Below are 16768 nucleotides of genomic sequence, written 5' to 3'. Positions count from 1 at the left end.
GTCAGGTCATCTTGAGTGTTGACTGGAAAGAATTCAATTTTTACGTGTGCAAATATAGGAGTGTCTCATGATAATGACAACTACAAACGGCGTTGAAGGAAAAGCTATTCAACATTATTATGGTGTGGTAATCGGTGAAGCTGTAATGGGTGCTAATCTTTTCAAAGACTTGTTCGCATCGGTACGCGACATCGTCGGTGGGCGCTCTGGTGCTTACGAAGACGAGCTTACTAAAGCGCGAAAAATTGCATTTACTGAGTTAGAACGTGAGGCCACGTTACTCGGCGCTAATGCCGTTGTGGGAATTGACATAGATTATGAAGTTATCGGTGGCAAAGGAAGCATGTTAATGGTGAGTATTAGCGGTACCGCTGTAAGCGTTGCTTAAAACAATATTCGTTGATCAATAGAATCCACTCGAATTATCGTCATCCCCCTTTTTCTTTGAATCTGGGTTAGCTTCTGGTTTTTCATATGAATCTGGAAAATCAAAACCGCCTTGCTTAAGTAGGGCGGTGACATTACCGAATATAAACGCCAATACAACAATAATAATTAAAGCGACTACCCAACCGGTCATTATGCTTTTCCCAGATTTAATGTGTATTGATTAAACAAGGATGGTAACAGCTCTAAGATGGTTTGTTTACCTAATATTTGGCTTTTATTCAATTCTACGCGAAGAGAATCTAACGCAAAGTTTTGAATAACACTCGCGGCACTCTTGCTAAAAGAATAATGCCATGGTTCTCTTGCAACTCCGCCCGTATAGACTTCGTAAGGTCTATCAAAGCCAAATTTTGTTGCATGAACTTCGAGCCATTTGTTGAGCTTGTAACAAGGTCCTCCTTGAGCATATTCAGACGGTATCAACTCAAATTTGTGATTGCTTAAGACTACGCTTCGTTTGTCATAAACATCAAAATCAGTTCCCCAGTGATGACGTGAGGCGCCAGGTAGGGCAGACCAATGCATGATCGCGTGAATTTTTTCATGGTCGTTTAATGAGTTTGTATTAATAGGGCGGGAATGCTTATCAAGAATAGGAAGTTCTCCGGCCCATTTCCGATTCCAAATGCTTAACTGCCTATCAAATGAACGAAAGCTACTGCAAATTTGTAAGTCTATGCCATCGGACTTTGCTGCTTGTTGCATATCTAAAAAAGCATTTAAGGTTGACTGTTCAAGGTAATGCTCACCTTCGTTAGAAAGTGCCACAACGTGGCTACTTTCAACGCCCATTACTTGTGCTGCGCTAAGGGGAGAGGTTTGCAATGCCATTAACCCATCAACTTCACAAGCGTTTCGTAATAGACGTTTTCAAGTGTGATTAAATTGTCTATATTTACACATTCATCCACCTTGTGAATGGTGTTGTTTTCGGGGCCTAATTCAATTACTTGTGCGCCTGTCGGCGCAATAAATCGGCCGTCTGATGTACCTCCTGCCGTTGATAATTGGGTATCAAAGCCGCATACCTTTTTAACACTGTGCTGAACAGCTTCGACTAAATTACCTGCTTCTGTGATAAACGGTTGCCCGTTATAAGTCCATTTAATGTCAAACTTAAGTTCATGTTTGTGAAGAATACCTTCGACCTTTTTAACCAGCTCTTGGTCAGAAACTTGGGTAGAGAATCTAAAATTAAAACATACTTTTACTTCACCGGGCACAACGTTTCCCGCTCCTGTTCCCGCATTAAAGTTTGAGACTTGAAAACTTGTCGGTGGAAAAAATTCATTACCAAGATCCCACTGAGTATCGACAAGTTCACTTATAGCCGGTGCAATAAGATGTATGGGATTTTTAACCAAGTGGGGGTAAGCAACATGTCCCTGAACACCTTTTACAACCAAATCTCCAGTGAGTGAACCGCGCCTTCCGTTCTTAATTACATCTCCTGTTAATTTCGTACTTGAGGGTTCTCCTACGATGCAATAATCGATCTTTTCATTTCGTGCTTCCAATGTATCAATTACACGGGTTGTACCATTGATAAAAGGGCCTTCTTCGTCGCTAGTAATCAAAAAAGAAATACAATCTCTATGATCAGGATAGTCCTTAATAAATCGCTTAGTCGCTACTAACATGGCAGCTAGACTACCTTTCATATCTGCAGCCCCACGTCCATATATAAATCCATTGTGTTCGGTTGCAGTAAAAGGGGGAAACACCCAATTGGATTCGGGGCCTGTGGGAACGACGTCGGTGTGACCAGCAAAGCAGAATACAGCGCCTTTTTGTCCCTTTCGGGCCCACATATTAGTAGTATCTTCAAACACCATGCTTTCTATTTCAAATCCAAGTGCTTGAAGGTAGTCTGCCATTAGCTTTTGACACCCTGCATCGTCAGGCGTGACTGAGCGCATATTAATGAGGGTTTTGGTTAATTCAACAACTTCATTCATGACTTAAAAATGTCCTCGTATTGCGCAGGTTTAAACCCTAAATAAAACTGTTGGTTATTATTTTCGTTAATCTGAAGGATAGGGCGCTTAATCATCGCTGGCATTTCTATCATTAACGCTATCGCATTCTCTTTGTTTAGCGTATTTTTTTGTTCATCACTCAATTGACGAAAAGTAGTACCGCGCTTGTTAAGAATGTTTTCCCATGACAATGCCTCTTCGGCTTTTTGTAACCAAGAGTTTTCAAGGCCGTCTTTTCTGTAGTCGTGAAACTCAAAGTCAACTTCATTGTCATTTAGCCATTTTTTGGCTTTCTTAATGGTGTCGCAATTTGGGATACCAAAGAGTGTAACATTGCTCATCAAAACTGTTTCCTATACGAATTCGTAACCAGCGCTAGCCAACGCACTTACGGCGGTTTCTAGCTGCAGGTTTTTTACTAAAATGTAATCTGTTTCAAAAGTTGAAACGACAAAAATACTGACCTCTGCTTGCGCTAGACATTGACTAATCTGCGCCATAATACCAATCATTGATAAATTTAAGGGGCCAAGTACTTCCAAAACTCGCCAATCTTTGTCAGTTTCAATTGCTTCTATATCAAGCGATTCTTTTACGACAAGTGACAACTCATCATTGGTTTTACCAATGAAATAGAAATCAGATGATAAAACGACAGCAGGAATACTACTATCTTCTGAAAGACTGTGGATGGCGAAAATATCTTCAAGTACTGAAAGTGTCTGTTTAGGCAAAGTTATTCCTTTTATCCACTTATTCTGTGGATAAGTCTGTGTGTGACCATGGGGCTATTGTATAAGTGTTTGATTTAATTGTAAAACTCATCTTGTACATATTCTAAGCAAGCGGAAAAGCTTTGCCGCTAACGCCTTAAATTCATAAAATTGCAAGTGTAATTAATGAAAAAAATATAATTATTTTGCTTGTAAAACGCTAAATTGTGAATAACTTACAAAGAATAGGCGTAATGCTGTGTTTTTATCCAATATATGAATGACGCCTGTGTAAAACTTTTTCATTAGTTATGTCATCTATCCTACCTAGGCTATGCCTTTTACTCAATGACCTCGATATAAAATCCTATTTATAACCATTACCAATAACTATTTTCATTTTATTTGGAGGTAGTGCAAACTTAAAGAAAATTAAAAAAAGAGTCAATGAATACAATAGACGTTTTCGCAGGCGCTTATGCGATTAATAAAATCAAGGCCGAAGGCTTTTCGGCTCAAATGTTTGACACATTTCTAGGAGCTAGTGGTGGACCCAAATGGTTTATTCTTGCAGGTTTAGACCGCGTTATTTTCCCCGAATTATTTTCACAAATTGATACTTCAATCAATATTGTTGGTTCTTCTGCGGGCGCTTTTCGCGCTGCATGTTTAACGCAAAAAGATCCTATTGCTGCTATTAACCGATTAGCAGATAAGTATTCAAACACGGTTTATTCCGCTAAACCAACTGTCGCAGAAATCACTGAGAAAGGATATGACCTGTTAGAGTATGTAATGGGCGCGACGGGCGTGCATGAGGTTCTTAATCACCCTAAGCATATTGCTCACTTTTCAGTTGCTCAATGCCATGGAGCCGTTGAGTCTGAAAATAAATTCAAACAGATGTCGGGATTGTTAAAAGCTGGCGCTCGTAATGCCATAAGTCGAAAGCGGTTGGCAAAGTCGTTTACACGCGCCTTGTTTTCAGCAAAGCACAATACATTATCTTTTATCGACCCCGACCAGTTTCCGACAAATAACTATTTACTCACTCAAGACAATCTTATTCCGGCACTGATGGCATCAGGCAGTATACCTCTTGTGCTTGAAGGCGTAGCAAACATACCTGGGGCAAAGCCTGGGATGTACAGAGACGGAGGGATTATCGATTATCATTTTGACTTGCGCTTTAATACTGATAAGTTGGTTTTGTATCCGCATTTTTATAGCACGCCTACACCAGGTTGGTTTGATAAAAATTTGAAGCGCCCATGCACACACTCTAGCTACGAGAATGTCGTATTGATATCTCCGTCGAAAGCGTTTGTTGAAACCTTGCCTTATAAAAAAATTCCGGATAGAAAAGACTTCGAGAAAATGGAAGCATCGCAACGGATTGATTATTGGAGCAAGGTTATAAGTGAGTCTGATCGAATGGGTGAAGAGCTGATCAATAAAATAAATGATGGAAGTATTGTGCAACACATAAAGCCAATACAACTAAATCGCAAATAACGTTTTGTGTTTGTTTCTGTTTGAAAAAACAGCAAACAAACACAAGATGCACATATTTGTTTAAATACGCTTGCGTAAGCCCAATTACGTGGTTATCATACGCGCCGAATTAGACAACTAGTCTAACGAATGCGTCTATAGCTCAGTTGGTTAGAGCGCTACCTTGACATGGTAGAGGTCCCCTGTTCGAGTCAGGGTAGACGCACCACTTCTTATTCGCACAATCAAACCAAATTAAACACTTCGCCTTTTTTGTTCTGCTTGATAATTTGCGTTTTTTGCACTGCATTTAGCACTTCTTCAATCGATAGTTGAAGGCTGTCGATAATATTACAATGCGTAATTTCATTGAGCTTATTACCGTTTTCAATAATGTCTTGATAAGCTATTAACTGAGAGCGCATGTGAAGCAACTTTCTTTCGATATAATCTTCGCGATCGTGGCTAAACATAAATCTTTCCTTCCCTAATTTTTATTATTTATTTTTGTACTTTTCTTATTTTTCTAGCGTTATTAAACGGGTTTTAGGTGAGGTGATCAATAGTAAAAACAGGATGATTATGCGCTTACGAGATAACTCAGTGTTTATGCTGACAATTTTTTGACGCTTTTTTCTTTGTTAAGTGAACTGATAGATTTTAAATATTTCGTACCGGATTAAGAAGAGTGCTAGCATACTCAAAATTTAGGTAGTTAAACGATCGGATTGTAAATGATGACCAAAGCAATGATTATTACAGGCGGCTCCTCTGGAATAGGAGAGTCGATTGCAGCTGCGTTTGAAAAAGCTCAGTATGAGGTTTTCAATTTAGATATTCAAAGTGGAACGTATGGTACTCATATTCAATGCGATGTTACTCAACAGCAATCTATCGTTGATGCCGTCCATCAGATTAGTAGGCGTCATCAAATTGATACAATTATTTCTAATGCCGGCATTCATTTTAGCGCGGATATTGAGAACACCTCAGCCGAAGATTTTGAACGCATACTAGCGATTAACGTGAAGGGTGCTTTTTATTTAACTCAAGCCTGTATCCCATTTATGAAAGAAAAGGGTGGCTCAATAATATATATTGCATCAGAACAAGCCTTAGTCGCTAAAGCTAATTCGTTTGCCTATAACCTAAGTAAGCATGCTTTAGCTTCGATCGCAAAAACCACAGCCCTTGATTATGCAAAATACAATATTAGAGCCAATGCTATTTGTCCTGGTACCATTGAAACGCCTTTGTACCACAATGCCATTGACCGTTATTGTGAAATTTCTGGTGCGGACAAACAAGCCGTTCATCAAGAGGAGGCGTCGCTGCAACCTATTGGCCGCCTTGGTCAACCGGAAGAAGTAGCTGCTTATGCATTATTTTTAGCCGGTAGCACTGCTAGTTTTATTACAGGGAGCTTGCAAGTGATTGATGGTGGTTATACAACAGGTTAGCTCAATGAAACGTAAAATCGTCGACCCTCATGTACATCTTTTTGAACTTCAAAAGGGGAAATATGATTGGCTTAAGTCAACAAATGAACCGTTTTGGCCTGATAAAAGCATTATTCATCAAGATTTTGATGTCGATCATTTGTTGTTAAATGATGCGTTTGAGTTATCTAGTTTTGTTCATATAGAAGCTGGGTTTGATAATAGTACACCTATAAGAGAAGTTGAGTGGCTAGAGAGAAAGATGAAATCACAAACCCATGAATCAATTGCGTTTGCAAGCATCGCATTTCTCGATATCACCATGGAGTGCAGTGAATTTTCAAGCCAACTCTTGTGTTTCACTCAATACCCTTCTTTTCGAGGAATTCGGTTTATTCTCAATGAACATCTATTTGAAACACTAAACCACCAAAATACAGCAAAAAACATCGCGGTTATTGAGGCGATGGGGTTAATTTTTGAGTTGCATTATGAGGCTTCAAATATTGATAACACTATCCATGTTGTCAAATTTTTTGAAGTATTTCCTCAGTTAAAGCTTGTCTTGAATCATGTCGGCTTTATGCATTTCGGAATGAAAAAACAATCTTATTTTTTATCTCATACTGACTGCATGGAACGCAATATTGAACAAAGCTTGGCTGCTTTAGCTACATTAGATAATTTGCACATAAAGTTATCAGGCTTTGAAATGACAAACCGAAATTATCAAACAGAAGCACTTTGTGAATTATTGCTACATGTCACCAAACACTTTGAATTAAACAGGGTGATGTTTGCAAGTAACTTTCCACTGACTCTTTTTAGTAAACCGTATCAAGATTATTGGGCGGATGTTTTACAGGTATGCATTTTGTGCGAGCTTGATTTTCACCAACTTACCTATGCTAGTGCTAAATGTTTTTATCTGATTGATGTTGAAAATAGCGCGTAACATCTTCTAGCGCTAAAGGTTTACTCATGTAAAAGCCTTGCGCCCATTCACAGCTCTGCTCCATTAAATAAGATAGACTGTCTTTATCTTCGACACCTTCAGCGACAAGTTCCATGTTGTAATCAGATGCTATTTGCATGATGCGCTTACTCAATGTTCTTTTGTCTAGGGATACGCTTAAATCCTTCACAAATGCATGGTCGAGTTTAATTGTGTCAACTGGCAGCGTGGACAAATAAGCCAACGAAGAATATCCGGTACCAAAGTCATCCAATGCCAATTTGAAACCAAGCCGTTTGATTGATTGCATCAATTCTCTTGCCGCCGCAACATCATTAACAAGCACCGATTCGGTCAATTCAAAACTGATGCTCGAATTTTCAATCTCATGATCCTCGTTTATGCTTTCTAGCTTGGAAATAAAGTTTTCATCGAATAAATCTTGCGAAGATATATTAATGGATATTTCACACGCAATATTTTGTTTCGTTAAGCATTTTAAGTCATTTACGACTGTTTCGATTACCCATTCTGTTATTTGATTAATAACGCCTATCTCTTCAGCCAGTGGAATAAATATGTCCGGCGCGACATTTCCTAGCACTTTGGAGTGCCAGCGCAGTAATGCCTCTGCTCGGTATCTTGTTTGTTGATGCAGCCCCTTATAAGGTTGATAAACTAGCTTAAAGTTTTCGCAGTTTTTGTCCATTTCATGGCTTAATTCACTCACTAAGGTGAGTCGATCGAGGTATTCTCTTTCGACCTCTGTTGAAAAAGACTGAATAGTGTCGGGGTTGTCTTTACTTGTATCAGACAGTATTGCGAGCCGCTTAAAAAACTGTGTGTTATTTTGAGCATCAATAGGGCAATCAAGCTTACCAATTGATATTTGAAGCCTTACGTTTATTCCGTTTTCAATAAACGATTTTTGTAAATCTAGTTTTATAGATGCTAAGGTTTTTAAATCGCATATGGTATCTGGAAACCATAAAAACTCCGCACCGCTGAATCTAGCGGCTTTGCCTGGAAGCGATAGCAGTCTGTTAGAAAACCGTACGAGACAAGCATCACCAAATTCATTGCCAAACACGTCGTTAATTTCCCTAAAGTTTAGGATATGTATGATGACACCCTGAAACTCGAAAGCCTGTTCAAACTTTGAAACAACGTAGGATTTTATAAACTCCCTGTTGTGAAGAGGTGTAACGCTGTCATGCAATGAGCGATATAGGATCTCTGATTCTCGCTGCTCAATATTCTGTTTCATGCTATCAAAAGTATTGAACAAGCTTTGAAACTCAGCCGATAATCCTTCTGGAGTAATATTGGCGCGATAATCACCTTTTGAAATTCTGCTCGCGTATTTTGTGAGCGCCTCAATTGGTCTGGTTATCTTTTTTGTCGTTAAGAGCCCTAAGAAAGAAGCTATTATTACAGCAATAAGCGCAACTACGCCAATGGTGCTCTGCAGTTTCAAAAAGTTACCAGAAACTCTTTCTGCATTTATGGACATAAAAATAGACGCATGAGCGCCTATAACATTGCTCAAGGAAAGTTCGGCTGTGAAAAGTGGTTGTAAACCAAATATGATAGATGGGTTAAACAAATCAAAATAGCTATCTGAGACAACGCCTTTTTGAAGAATTAAGGTGCTTATTATTGGGTCTTCTAAAGTAGTTATTGTCGGTGCACTTTGATCATTGATAACCAAAGATAGATTTATACCAGATAAGTCAGAGAGGTTTTTGAGCCAAGCTTCGTTGATTTTATAGCCGTGATAAACCTGTCGTTCTGAACTCTCGATATATGCGTTATTGATAAAGTATAGTTGGTCGTTCTTTAGTAGGAAAAAGTAAGTTAATTGAGTATTTAACTCAAAAAGGTTTTTTTCAATATTTGTGAGTTCTGAAAATGAATCTGTTATTAATTCGACACCATCTTCTGTGTTCAACACCAGAAAATCAATAGAAAGTGTTTGTTGTATACTTTTAAGCTCACCTAAACTTAGATTATCATTAAATGCAATTTTTAAAACATCTGAATTGCTGTCGCTAATTTTACGCAAGTGATCTTCTGTGGAAGATTGTACATGTGTGAGCGAACCATAGATATTTTTATGAACGGTCTTACTTGTGCTCTGCCACACAGCAACCAAAATAACGAACGCAGTACTCAACACTAATATGACAATTAGTTTGAGTATGCGTAAATACAGATAATTTGGCATATTGGGTTGAATTTACCTTGTTGAAATAATGGTTATACCTTTGATATTCCTTATCGGCAATTGTATTGGTTTTTCAAACCCAATATTTACTAGAAAAACAAACTTTATTTTACGGTTACTTTAGGAGAACGATTAACGACCTTGTCATTCAGTTCTATTCCAATTCCCGGTAAATCAGGCACCTGGAATTTTCCATTAATCGGTTGGTAGTCTTGAATACATAATTCGCGATTCCAATGTTTAATGGCGTACGTATGGTGTTCGTGAATTAAAAAATTTGGAATTGCTGCCTCTAATTGCAGTGATGCAGCAGTTGCCACTGGACCCCCACAAACATGTGCTTGAACTCGAATGTCATAAACATCAGCATAGTCACATACTTTTTTTGCTTCAGTGAATCCGCCGCAAAGTCCCACATCAGGTTGAAGCACATCAATAGATTGGTCTTCAAAGTAGGGACGACAATCCCAACGGTGGTAAAGACGCTCTCCACCTGCAATGGGTACATCAACGCGTTCTGACACCTTTTTATGTACTGCAGAATTTAAATAATTGACGGGTTCCTCAAACATCATGCATCCGACCTCTTCAATGACTTTACCCATTTGTATTGCAGAGGCGCAACCCATTAGTGAATGTGCTTCAAAGATTATATCAACTTCATCACCGACCTCTTCTCTAATTGCTCGGAGACGATCACCAAACAGTTTCATCTGTTTCGGTGTGAATAGTTTGGTTCGATCAAAACTAGAGTCTCCGTTTTCATCATACACAATCGGGTCAACTTTAACGGCGTCGTATCCTTCAGCCATTGCTTTTGCTGCAGCACGTTTATAATCATCTGGGCTGAGCATTTTTATACAATCTTGGCTCCAATCAAATTGTAATTGGCTGGCATAGGTGCGTAAATTATCGTTGGTTTTACCACCTAGTAGTTGATATACGGGTACGTTTAATGCTTTACCTTTTATATCCCAAAGAGCAGTGTCTATTGCACTCATTGCCGCATATAAAACCGGCCCACCACCGAGCCCCCAAAAGCTCTCGCGGAGCATTCTTGACCACAAAAGTTCGGTTTTAAACGGGTCAAAACCAATTAGCACCGCTTCAGCGATTTCTTTGATCATTGCCGCGGCTGCACTGTGTCCCCAATCATAAGCGAGTCCTGCTTCACCTACACCATTAATTCCTTCATCGGTGTGAATACGCACAAAAATTGGGTTCCAAGGTGGACGTTCAGGACAGTGAATATCAAAAATTTCAATTTGGGTAATTTTCATTTTATTTGCTTCTAATTATTGATCAAAATCAGGGTATAAACGCTTAACTCGTCGCATCATAGCAGGCCAAGCTTTTTGACCGCCACTCAATCCTGTATGTACAACATTTGCTTGTGCTTTTATACCTTCGATAATACTTGGAGCGACTTGTATTACATCGTTTTTAGCATGTTGTAATTTTACTTGGATTTCGCAAGCGCGAATTAGGTCGTACATATGCATAAACGCATCGCCAATGGTTAAGCCCATCGTGAGTGCGCCATGGTTGCGCAAAAGCATAAAATTAGCTTCGCCTAGGTCTTCTTGAAGCCGTTTAATTTCTTCATGATTGACAGCAAGACCTTCGTATTGGTGATAGCTCATGCTCGCAAGCGCAAATGCTGAATATTGACTATACGGCATGAGTCCTTGTTCACAGCTTGCTACCGCAATAGCATCTGTATGATGAATGTGAAGGGCACATTGGTCTTCATGCCTAGCTTTGTGAACGGCACTGTGGATAGTAAATCCTGCTGGATTGATATCAAACGGACAATCTTTATCAAGTTTGTTTCCGTCAATGTCGATTTTGACTAAATTAGAAGCTGTGACTTCTTCAAAGCTTAAACCAAATGCGTTTATTAAAAGGTCATCTGTTCCTGGTATTCTTGCAGAAACATGCGTGTGTATCAGATCATCCCACCCATGCATTACCAGTAAACGATAACAGGCTGCTAACTCTATTCGAGTGTGCCACTCATCAAGCGAAACTTTATTTTTTAAATCTAATATAGGGTAATCGTACATGACAGTAATTTTTTGCGTTTACATGAGGGTAGAATAGCATTATTAGTGTATCAATAAAGCTAGAACTTATTCGAGAATGTTATTTAATATCTGCTACTTAGCTGAAGCCTCTTTAATATGGCTTAAGTAAAAGTATTCGATAGGGTGGCACTTACGAGGTCTGTGGGCATTCTGCGTATTGTTTACCCTGATTTTGTAAGTGCTTGGCCGTTAACAGTTGTTTGGTTGAAAATAAAATAAGTTAAAAGTTACTATCATTTTGGATTGGCCTAATATCTTTTTACCTCGCAAGAGGTGCGAAGAAATTTAGGCCACTTAGCCAATACACTGTTAATTTCTTCTTAAAATTACGGCTTGATATGCATCTAATTCAATTAACGTATCGTTCAGAGAGAGCTGTTTAATATTATTTATTAATACATTAGCGCTACTAAATTCGAGAGGCAGGCGATAAGCCAGTTTTGTGTCAGAAAAATTCAATAAAACTAACAGTTTATCGTCATCAAGAACCCTTGTGAATGCATATAATTGTTCATCGTCAGGCGCTAGAAGTTCGTATTGACCATAAATTAGTGTCAGATTATCTGCTCTTAACTTGACCATTTTTCTAAAGTAATTGAGCTCTGAATCTGCCTCTTTTTCTTGAGATGCCACGTTGACATACTTGTAATTTGGATTGACTTTTAACCAAGGCGTACCCTCAGTGAAACCGGCATTTTCAGTGTCATCCCATTGTATTGGTGTACGTGCATTATCTCTTCCACACAACTTATGCGACTCAATAAACTGATCTAGGTCACCGCCTTCCATTTTGGTCAACTCATACCAATTAATGGTCATCAAGTCTTGATAGTCATCAATACTGTTAAATTTAATATTAGACATGCCGATTTCATCACCCATATAGTAATAGGGCGTTCCTCGCATGGAAAGTAGATATGTAGTGAGCATTTTCGAAGCGTTACGGCGGTGCTCTGGAGCATCGCTTGCCCATCTGGTGACCATTCTTGGAAAGTCATGGTTACCAAAATAAATGGTTCCCCATCCGCGTTCATTAAACACTGCATCCCATTCACTCATGACTTGCTTGAATTTAACTAAATTTTGATAGTCCTCATCAACAATATAGCGCTCACCGACGCCAATTGATTGATGATCAAAATGATAATTCATATTTAACTCTTCACGATCCTCAGCTACCAAATCTAGGACATTGTGAACATGGGTTCCTGGGCCCTCAGCAACCGTCATAACATCGTAGTGCTTCAGTACCTCATTGTGCATTTCATTTAGATATTTATGTAAACGGGGGCCTTGAGCATAAATTTCAATCATCTTGTTACCATGGTATTCAGAAGGAAACTCGGGGTATCCATCATGCTTCGAAATGAAAGTAATTACGTCCATTCGAAAGCCGTCAATTCCTTTTTTAAACCAAAAGTGCATCATGTCATAGATTTCGGCTCTAAGCTTAGGGTTCTCCCAGTTCAAATCCGGCTGCTCAACCGCAAAATAATGAAGATAGTATGAGTCAGTCGCCTTATTATATCTCCATGCACTTTCATCAGGCGCAAAGAAACTCCAGCGCGCAGGTGGCGTTCCATTTTCAGCAGGCCACCAATGATAATAATTGTAGTAAGGGTTTTGACGCGATTTTTTTGCTTCTTTAAACCAAATGTGTTCACTGCTTGAGTGGTTTACTACCAAATCCATCACAACTTTAAGACCGCGTTCATGCATGCCTTTAAGAAGAGTGTCAAAGTCATTCATGTCACCGAACTCTGTCATAATGTTGCGATAGTCAGAGATGTCATAACCATTATCATGATTGGGTGAAGCATAAATTGGATTTAACCATATAACATCAACACCAAGACTTTTGATATAATCCAAGCGATTAATAATTCCCCTTAGGTCGCCAATGCCATCTCCATTAGAGTCTTGAAAGCTACGTGGGTAAATTTGATAAACCACTGCTTCCTTCCACCATTCTCTTTTAATATTTTTTAATTTCACGCTTGTGACTCCTGTGCATGACTTCTAGCAGTATCTGCAGCCGTATTAATCCTGAGTGCGAGTGCACCGCCAGCAATGAATAGCACACCACATAGTGCTAATGCATTGCGTGGGTCGCTACCGAGAACTGAATCGTATATCAACCCAATGGTCGTCATTTCTAGAATTTGTGGTAAGCAAATCATGGCATTTAAGAGGCCCATATATATGCCTATTCTGAGTGCAGGGGCGACGTTCGCACACATTATAAATGGCACAGTTATGACGCCTGCCCAACCAATACCAACTAACGACATGCAAGCAAGTGTTAAGTAAAGATCAGTTGTTAACTGCATTGATAAAAAACCGATTCCACCAATGACCAAAGAAACAGCGTATACCCTATTGTCGCCTAGCTTATGAATGAGTTTTGCGATCACGAATGAAGCGAAAAGAGTGGTGATATGCATGACAGCAAAAGCGGTTCCACCTTGAGCAGTACCTTCTGCAAACCCTGGACTCTCGGGAGTGGGGGCATTGTAAACATGAAAGGCTATTGATAAGGATAAATACTGCCACATAAGTGGTAGACCAAACCAAGTAGTCAGTTTCACCCACCAGAGTTGACGTAAGGACCTTGGCATGTCTTTAAGCGCTGACCATAGATCAGGCAAAATACTTTTTAATACTTTTCCTTTGTTTTCAGCTTCGAATTGAGGCAAGTTCTCAGGAGGATATTCTTTGGTCGTATAAAATGACCATGTTGCAGTGAGAAGAATTACCACTACCCCTATCACAAACGAGTATTTTACGATGTCTGGTATTTGTGACCCATCGGTAACAGCCGAAACCCCAAAAGCAATCATTATCACAGGCATTAAACTCGCTAATACTTGCCCACCAGAAATCATGAATGTTTGTAGGGCAAAAGCGAACGGACGTTGAGGGCGGTTAACCATATCTCCTACCATTGCTCGATAGGGTTCCATGGCAGTGTTCATTCCTGCATCTAGGATCCAAAACAATCCAACTACCATCCAAAGTTCAGGTACGTAGGGCATAAATAATACCGCTACACTTCCAATCAACGCTCCCCACATAAAATATGGTTTGCGCCGACCAAAACGCGTCCACGTCCTATCGCTGACAGCGCCTACCAATGGTTGGATTAACAATCCCGTCACTGGTCCGGCTAACCACAGTAAAGGCAGCTGGTCATAAGAAGCTCCGTGGTAGGTGAAGATGGGGCTTAAATTAGCTTGTTGCAATCCAAAGCCATATTGAATTCCGAAAAAACCAAAACACATATTCCATACTTGCCAAAATGACATGGTTGGTTTTGTTGTGTGTAATGTAGTCATATGTTTGTTTACCAAATTATGATTAGTGCGAACTCACCGTTTACTATTTGAATTTTTAGGAATGTTCACAATATATTTACAAATTATCTTAAACGATTAAGTTTCTCTTGCAAAGTATTTCTTACATTATGTTCAAAATTTTGATGTAGGCATCTGACCTAGGGCTAAGAAACTAGACTCTTAGGACTGACGGCGCATCTTGCAAAAAAGCGCTGCCAATGTTGAATGTGTGTGCTCATTGCTTGAGTATAGCTTGCAAACAATGATCTATGTCTTTGACTAATATGACTTTTAAAGTCATAAGGGAGGTCTGGATGTTGTCCGATTTCATCTATCAATGGGCTTAATTTGTATTGATAGTTATTAAACGCGCTGGCGATGGGTTGGATGCCTTGAATAAAAAATTTTGTGAAAACGTTACGCAAAATATCAAAATCTTGCTTTTTAGAACTTGAATGACATTGAAAGGCCGGTAGTGCATTATCAAGCACGAGGTTTAAACGAGAAATACTCTGTTCGGTAAGCATCAATGAACGCCAAAACTTGGCATAAAACCTGTGATTTTGCATGGACTGTAAATGAGACTCCAACGCTTGAACATCATCCATCAAAACAACAGGAGGGTGTTGCCTATTAGCCTGTTGATTAAGTGACAAAAAGTATCTCAAATCAATTATTGCTAACGAAATTGGATCTTCGTTGCTGCCGTTTAAAAAACCATCAGTTTGGTTTAGGGCAAGGTAGGCTTCCTCACTTTGCGTGATGAGGTTTGCCCAGTTAAACGGGTAACTAGTTTGTTTTGCCAATAACCAAGTCTGAATAAGTGTTAATTCTTTTAATTCCGAGCTATTAATATTATCGCTCTCGTCGATTCGTTGACCTAATGAATTAACACATTGTGATAGAGTATTTATTACTTCCACTTCGTATATAAAGCGTTGTGAAGGTAGGTGGATTTTTCCCAACGCAGTATTTCGTTGCGCGATAAGATGCTTAATTGGGCAGGCATTTAGACCATAAAACTCGCGCAAATTCATATCAATTTCGGGTATGTCTATCGCTAAACTCGTCCTATTTGGGAACGGCATCGATACGCTAGCTTTGTTCTCTACTTCGATTCCTAGCACATTTGTGAGTCGCTCCTCGTAGAGATTTAGCGCACTGGGTAGCTTTTGCATATCGAAGCAGCCACTCAATGCAAGGATTGAGAAGATGTAAAAACCAAGTAACTTAACGCTAGCGATTTTTTCTTTGAGACTGCGAAATATTGCCGTATCTTTCATCTGTTTGAGTATTTTGAAGAGCCTTTAACTGAGCAATTTCTCTTATGTTTAAAAACGTATTTTCTGCAGCAGTTTTCAACATGTTATCAATTAAGAAACGTGGAATAATACCTCCTGGATCAGCAAACCCTATATAAGTCAGTTTTGAATGAGTTTCGTTTATCGGGTAAACAATCCATTTTGCCTGCACGTTAGTGATTAACACGCTGTTCTTAAATTTAGCTGTTGCTTGATCGTCTCCTATGATTTCGATAAGTGTTTCACCTTTGTCTGAGACCGAATACTTTGAATAAGAAACCATTTCTCTTTTGTTAAGTGGCCATGGAGACTTGAATAAGGTCCGCCACTTTTGAGTTTCGCGTTGAATATTTTTTGATGAAGCAGCAGAGCTTAAAGTCTCATTATTTTGCTCGAATGAAACAGATACACAATTATGAATCCATGAACAGTCATTTTCTGTTTCGTTCAGTAACCCTATGAATCCAGATGGTGTCATTGCAACAACAGTCGAAGCAACTACATTGATTCTTGATTGTTGATTAACGATTTTGACGTTAACTAGTTCCGCATTATTTTGAGCAGCACACAAAACAAAACTAATCGTCAACAAAAATCCAGCTAACAACTTGCTTTGTTTCAAGTGAGATATCCTTTAAATGAGTCTATTTGCCTAAGTATTCGCATATCTTTTCTTGATCCGATTGCATCCGAGTTGACCATGTCGTTATAATTCGTCGCCGAAAACACTCAGGCGTCTTATCCATTTTAGATTAGTACGCTTTTATTACAAAAAAATATCAAGTGGC

At 39.1% G+C, this 16768-nt stretch carries 17 protein-coding genes and 1 tRNA gene; 5 read left to right on the top strand and 13 right to left on the bottom strand.

Annotation, left to right across the window (positions count from 1 at the left end; genetic code table 11):
* The first annotated feature begins 67 nt into the window (after positions 1-67).
* Positions 68-388, top strand: a complete 321-nt coding sequence (locus tag KUL10_RS01990) for a heavy metal-binding domain-containing protein (RefSeq protein ID WP_110427222.1) — start codon at positions 68-70, stop codon at positions 386-388.
* Positions 389-403: 15 nt separating this feature from the next.
* On the opposite strand, the gene KUL10_RS01985 is transcribed toward KUL10_RS01990, so the two are convergent.
* Genes KUL10_RS01985 through KUL10_RS01965 form a run of 5 tightly spaced genes read right to left on the bottom strand, consistent with a single transcriptional unit; the run spans position 404 to position 3163 of the window.
* Complete coding sequence (locus tag KUL10_RS01985; RefSeq protein WP_110427221.1) at positions 404-580, bottom strand: DUF2897 family protein; 177 nt, start codon at positions 578-580, stop codon at positions 404-406.
* On the bottom strand, positions 580-1281 hold the full coding sequence (locus tag KUL10_RS01980; protein WP_110427220.1) for a M15 family metallopeptidase: 702 nt from the start codon (positions 1279-1281) through the stop codon (positions 580-582). Before KUL10_RS01980 ends, KUL10_RS01985 begins: the two co-directional genes overlap by 1 nt.
* Positions 1281-2408, bottom strand: a complete 1128-nt coding sequence (gene dapE, locus KUL10_RS01975) for a succinyl-diaminopimelate desuccinylase (RefSeq protein WP_110427219.1) — start codon at positions 2406-2408, stop codon at positions 1281-1283. The genes KUL10_RS01980 and dapE overlap by 1 nt, the downstream gene beginning before the upstream one ends.
* A complete protein-coding gene (locus KUL10_RS01970) occupies positions 2405-2770 on the bottom strand; it encodes an ArsC family reductase (RefSeq protein ID WP_110427218.1) in 366 nt (121 codons plus the stop codon). Before KUL10_RS01970 ends, dapE begins: the two co-directional genes overlap by 4 nt.
* Positions 2771-2782: 12 nt before the next feature.
* Positions 2783-3163: an ACT domain-containing protein gene (locus tag KUL10_RS01965; RefSeq protein WP_110427217.1), complete on the bottom strand. Its 381-nt coding sequence runs from the start codon at positions 3161-3163 to the stop codon at positions 2783-2785.
* Between the two features lie 426 nt (positions 3164-3589).
* Between KUL10_RS01965 and KUL10_RS01960 the strand changes: the two genes are divergently transcribed.
* Positions 3590-4657 (top strand): patatin-like phospholipase family protein, encoded by a 1068-nt coding sequence (locus tag KUL10_RS01960; RefSeq protein ID WP_110427216.1) that lies wholly within the window; start codon positions 3590-3592, stop codon positions 4655-4657.
* Between the two features lie 131 nt (positions 4658-4788).
* Positions 4789-4865 (top strand) — tRNA-Val (locus KUL10_RS01955).
* A gap of 16 nt (positions 4866-4881) precedes the next feature.
* Here the strand turns inward: KUL10_RS01955 and KUL10_RS01950 are convergent.
* Complete coding sequence (locus tag KUL10_RS01950; protein ID WP_110427215.1) at positions 4882-5109, bottom strand: hypothetical protein; 228 nt, start codon at positions 5107-5109, stop codon at positions 4882-4884.
* Between the two features lie 264 nt (positions 5110-5373).
* On the opposite strand from KUL10_RS01950, the gene KUL10_RS01945 reads away from it, so the two are divergent.
* Positions 5374-6096, top strand: a complete 723-nt coding sequence (locus tag KUL10_RS01945; protein ID WP_110427585.1) for an SDR family NAD(P)-dependent oxidoreductase — start codon at positions 5374-5376, stop codon at positions 6094-6096.
* Between the two features lie 4 nt (positions 6097-6100).
* Positions 6101-7030 (top strand): amidohydrolase, encoded by a 930-nt coding sequence (locus KUL10_RS01940; protein ID WP_158525296.1) that lies wholly within the window; start codon positions 6101-6103, stop codon positions 7028-7030.
* Here KUL10_RS01940 and KUL10_RS01935 read toward each other — a convergent pair.
* From KUL10_RS01935 to KUL10_RS01905, 7 genes are all read right to left on the bottom strand, one after another.
* Positions 6990-9257: an EAL domain-containing protein gene (locus KUL10_RS01935; RefSeq protein WP_110427213.1), complete on the bottom strand. Its 2268-nt coding sequence runs from the start codon at positions 9255-9257 to the stop codon at positions 6990-6992. The genes KUL10_RS01940 and KUL10_RS01935 overlap by 41 nt on opposite strands.
* 104 nt (positions 9258-9361) lie before the next feature.
* Positions 9362-10537: a mandelate racemase/muconate lactonizing enzyme family protein gene (locus KUL10_RS01930; protein ID WP_110427212.1), complete on the bottom strand. Its 1176-nt coding sequence runs from the start codon at positions 10535-10537 to the stop codon at positions 9362-9364.
* A 15-nt stretch (positions 10538-10552) separates the two neighbouring features.
* Positions 10553-11323: a class II aldolase/adducin family protein gene (locus KUL10_RS01925; protein ID WP_110427211.1), complete on the bottom strand. Its 771-nt coding sequence runs from the start codon at positions 11321-11323 to the stop codon at positions 10553-10555.
* Positions 11324-11653: 330 nt separating this feature from the next.
* On the bottom strand, positions 11654-13339 hold the full coding sequence (locus KUL10_RS01920) for an alpha-glucosidase (protein ID WP_110427210.1): 1686 nt from the start codon (positions 13337-13339) through the stop codon (positions 11654-11656).
* A complete protein-coding gene (locus tag KUL10_RS01915) occupies positions 13336-14679 on the bottom strand; it encodes an MFS transporter (RefSeq protein ID WP_110427209.1) in 1344 nt (447 codons plus the stop codon). The genes KUL10_RS01920 and KUL10_RS01915 overlap by 4 nt, the downstream gene beginning before the upstream one ends.
* A 164-nt stretch (positions 14680-14843) precedes the next feature.
* The gene (locus tag KUL10_RS01910) at positions 14844-15962 is read right to left on the bottom strand and encodes a DUF3080 family protein (protein WP_110427208.1); all 1119 of its coding nucleotides are present in this window, start codon (positions 15960-15962) and stop codon (positions 14844-14846) included.
* A complete protein-coding gene (locus KUL10_RS01905) occupies positions 15916-16602 on the bottom strand; it encodes a hypothetical protein (protein WP_110427207.1) in 687 nt (228 codons plus the stop codon). The genes KUL10_RS01910 and KUL10_RS01905 overlap by 47 nt, the downstream gene beginning before the upstream one ends.
* Positions 16603-16768: the final 166 nt, after the last annotated feature.

Source organism: Glaciecola sp. KUL10 (genome assembly GCF_003203515.1).
GTDB lineage: Bacteria > Pseudomonadota > Gammaproteobacteria > Enterobacterales > Alteromonadaceae > Glaciecola.
The sequence above is the reverse complement of the archived record's forward strand: the minus strand, read 5'-3'. Positions and strand labels throughout refer to the sequence as shown.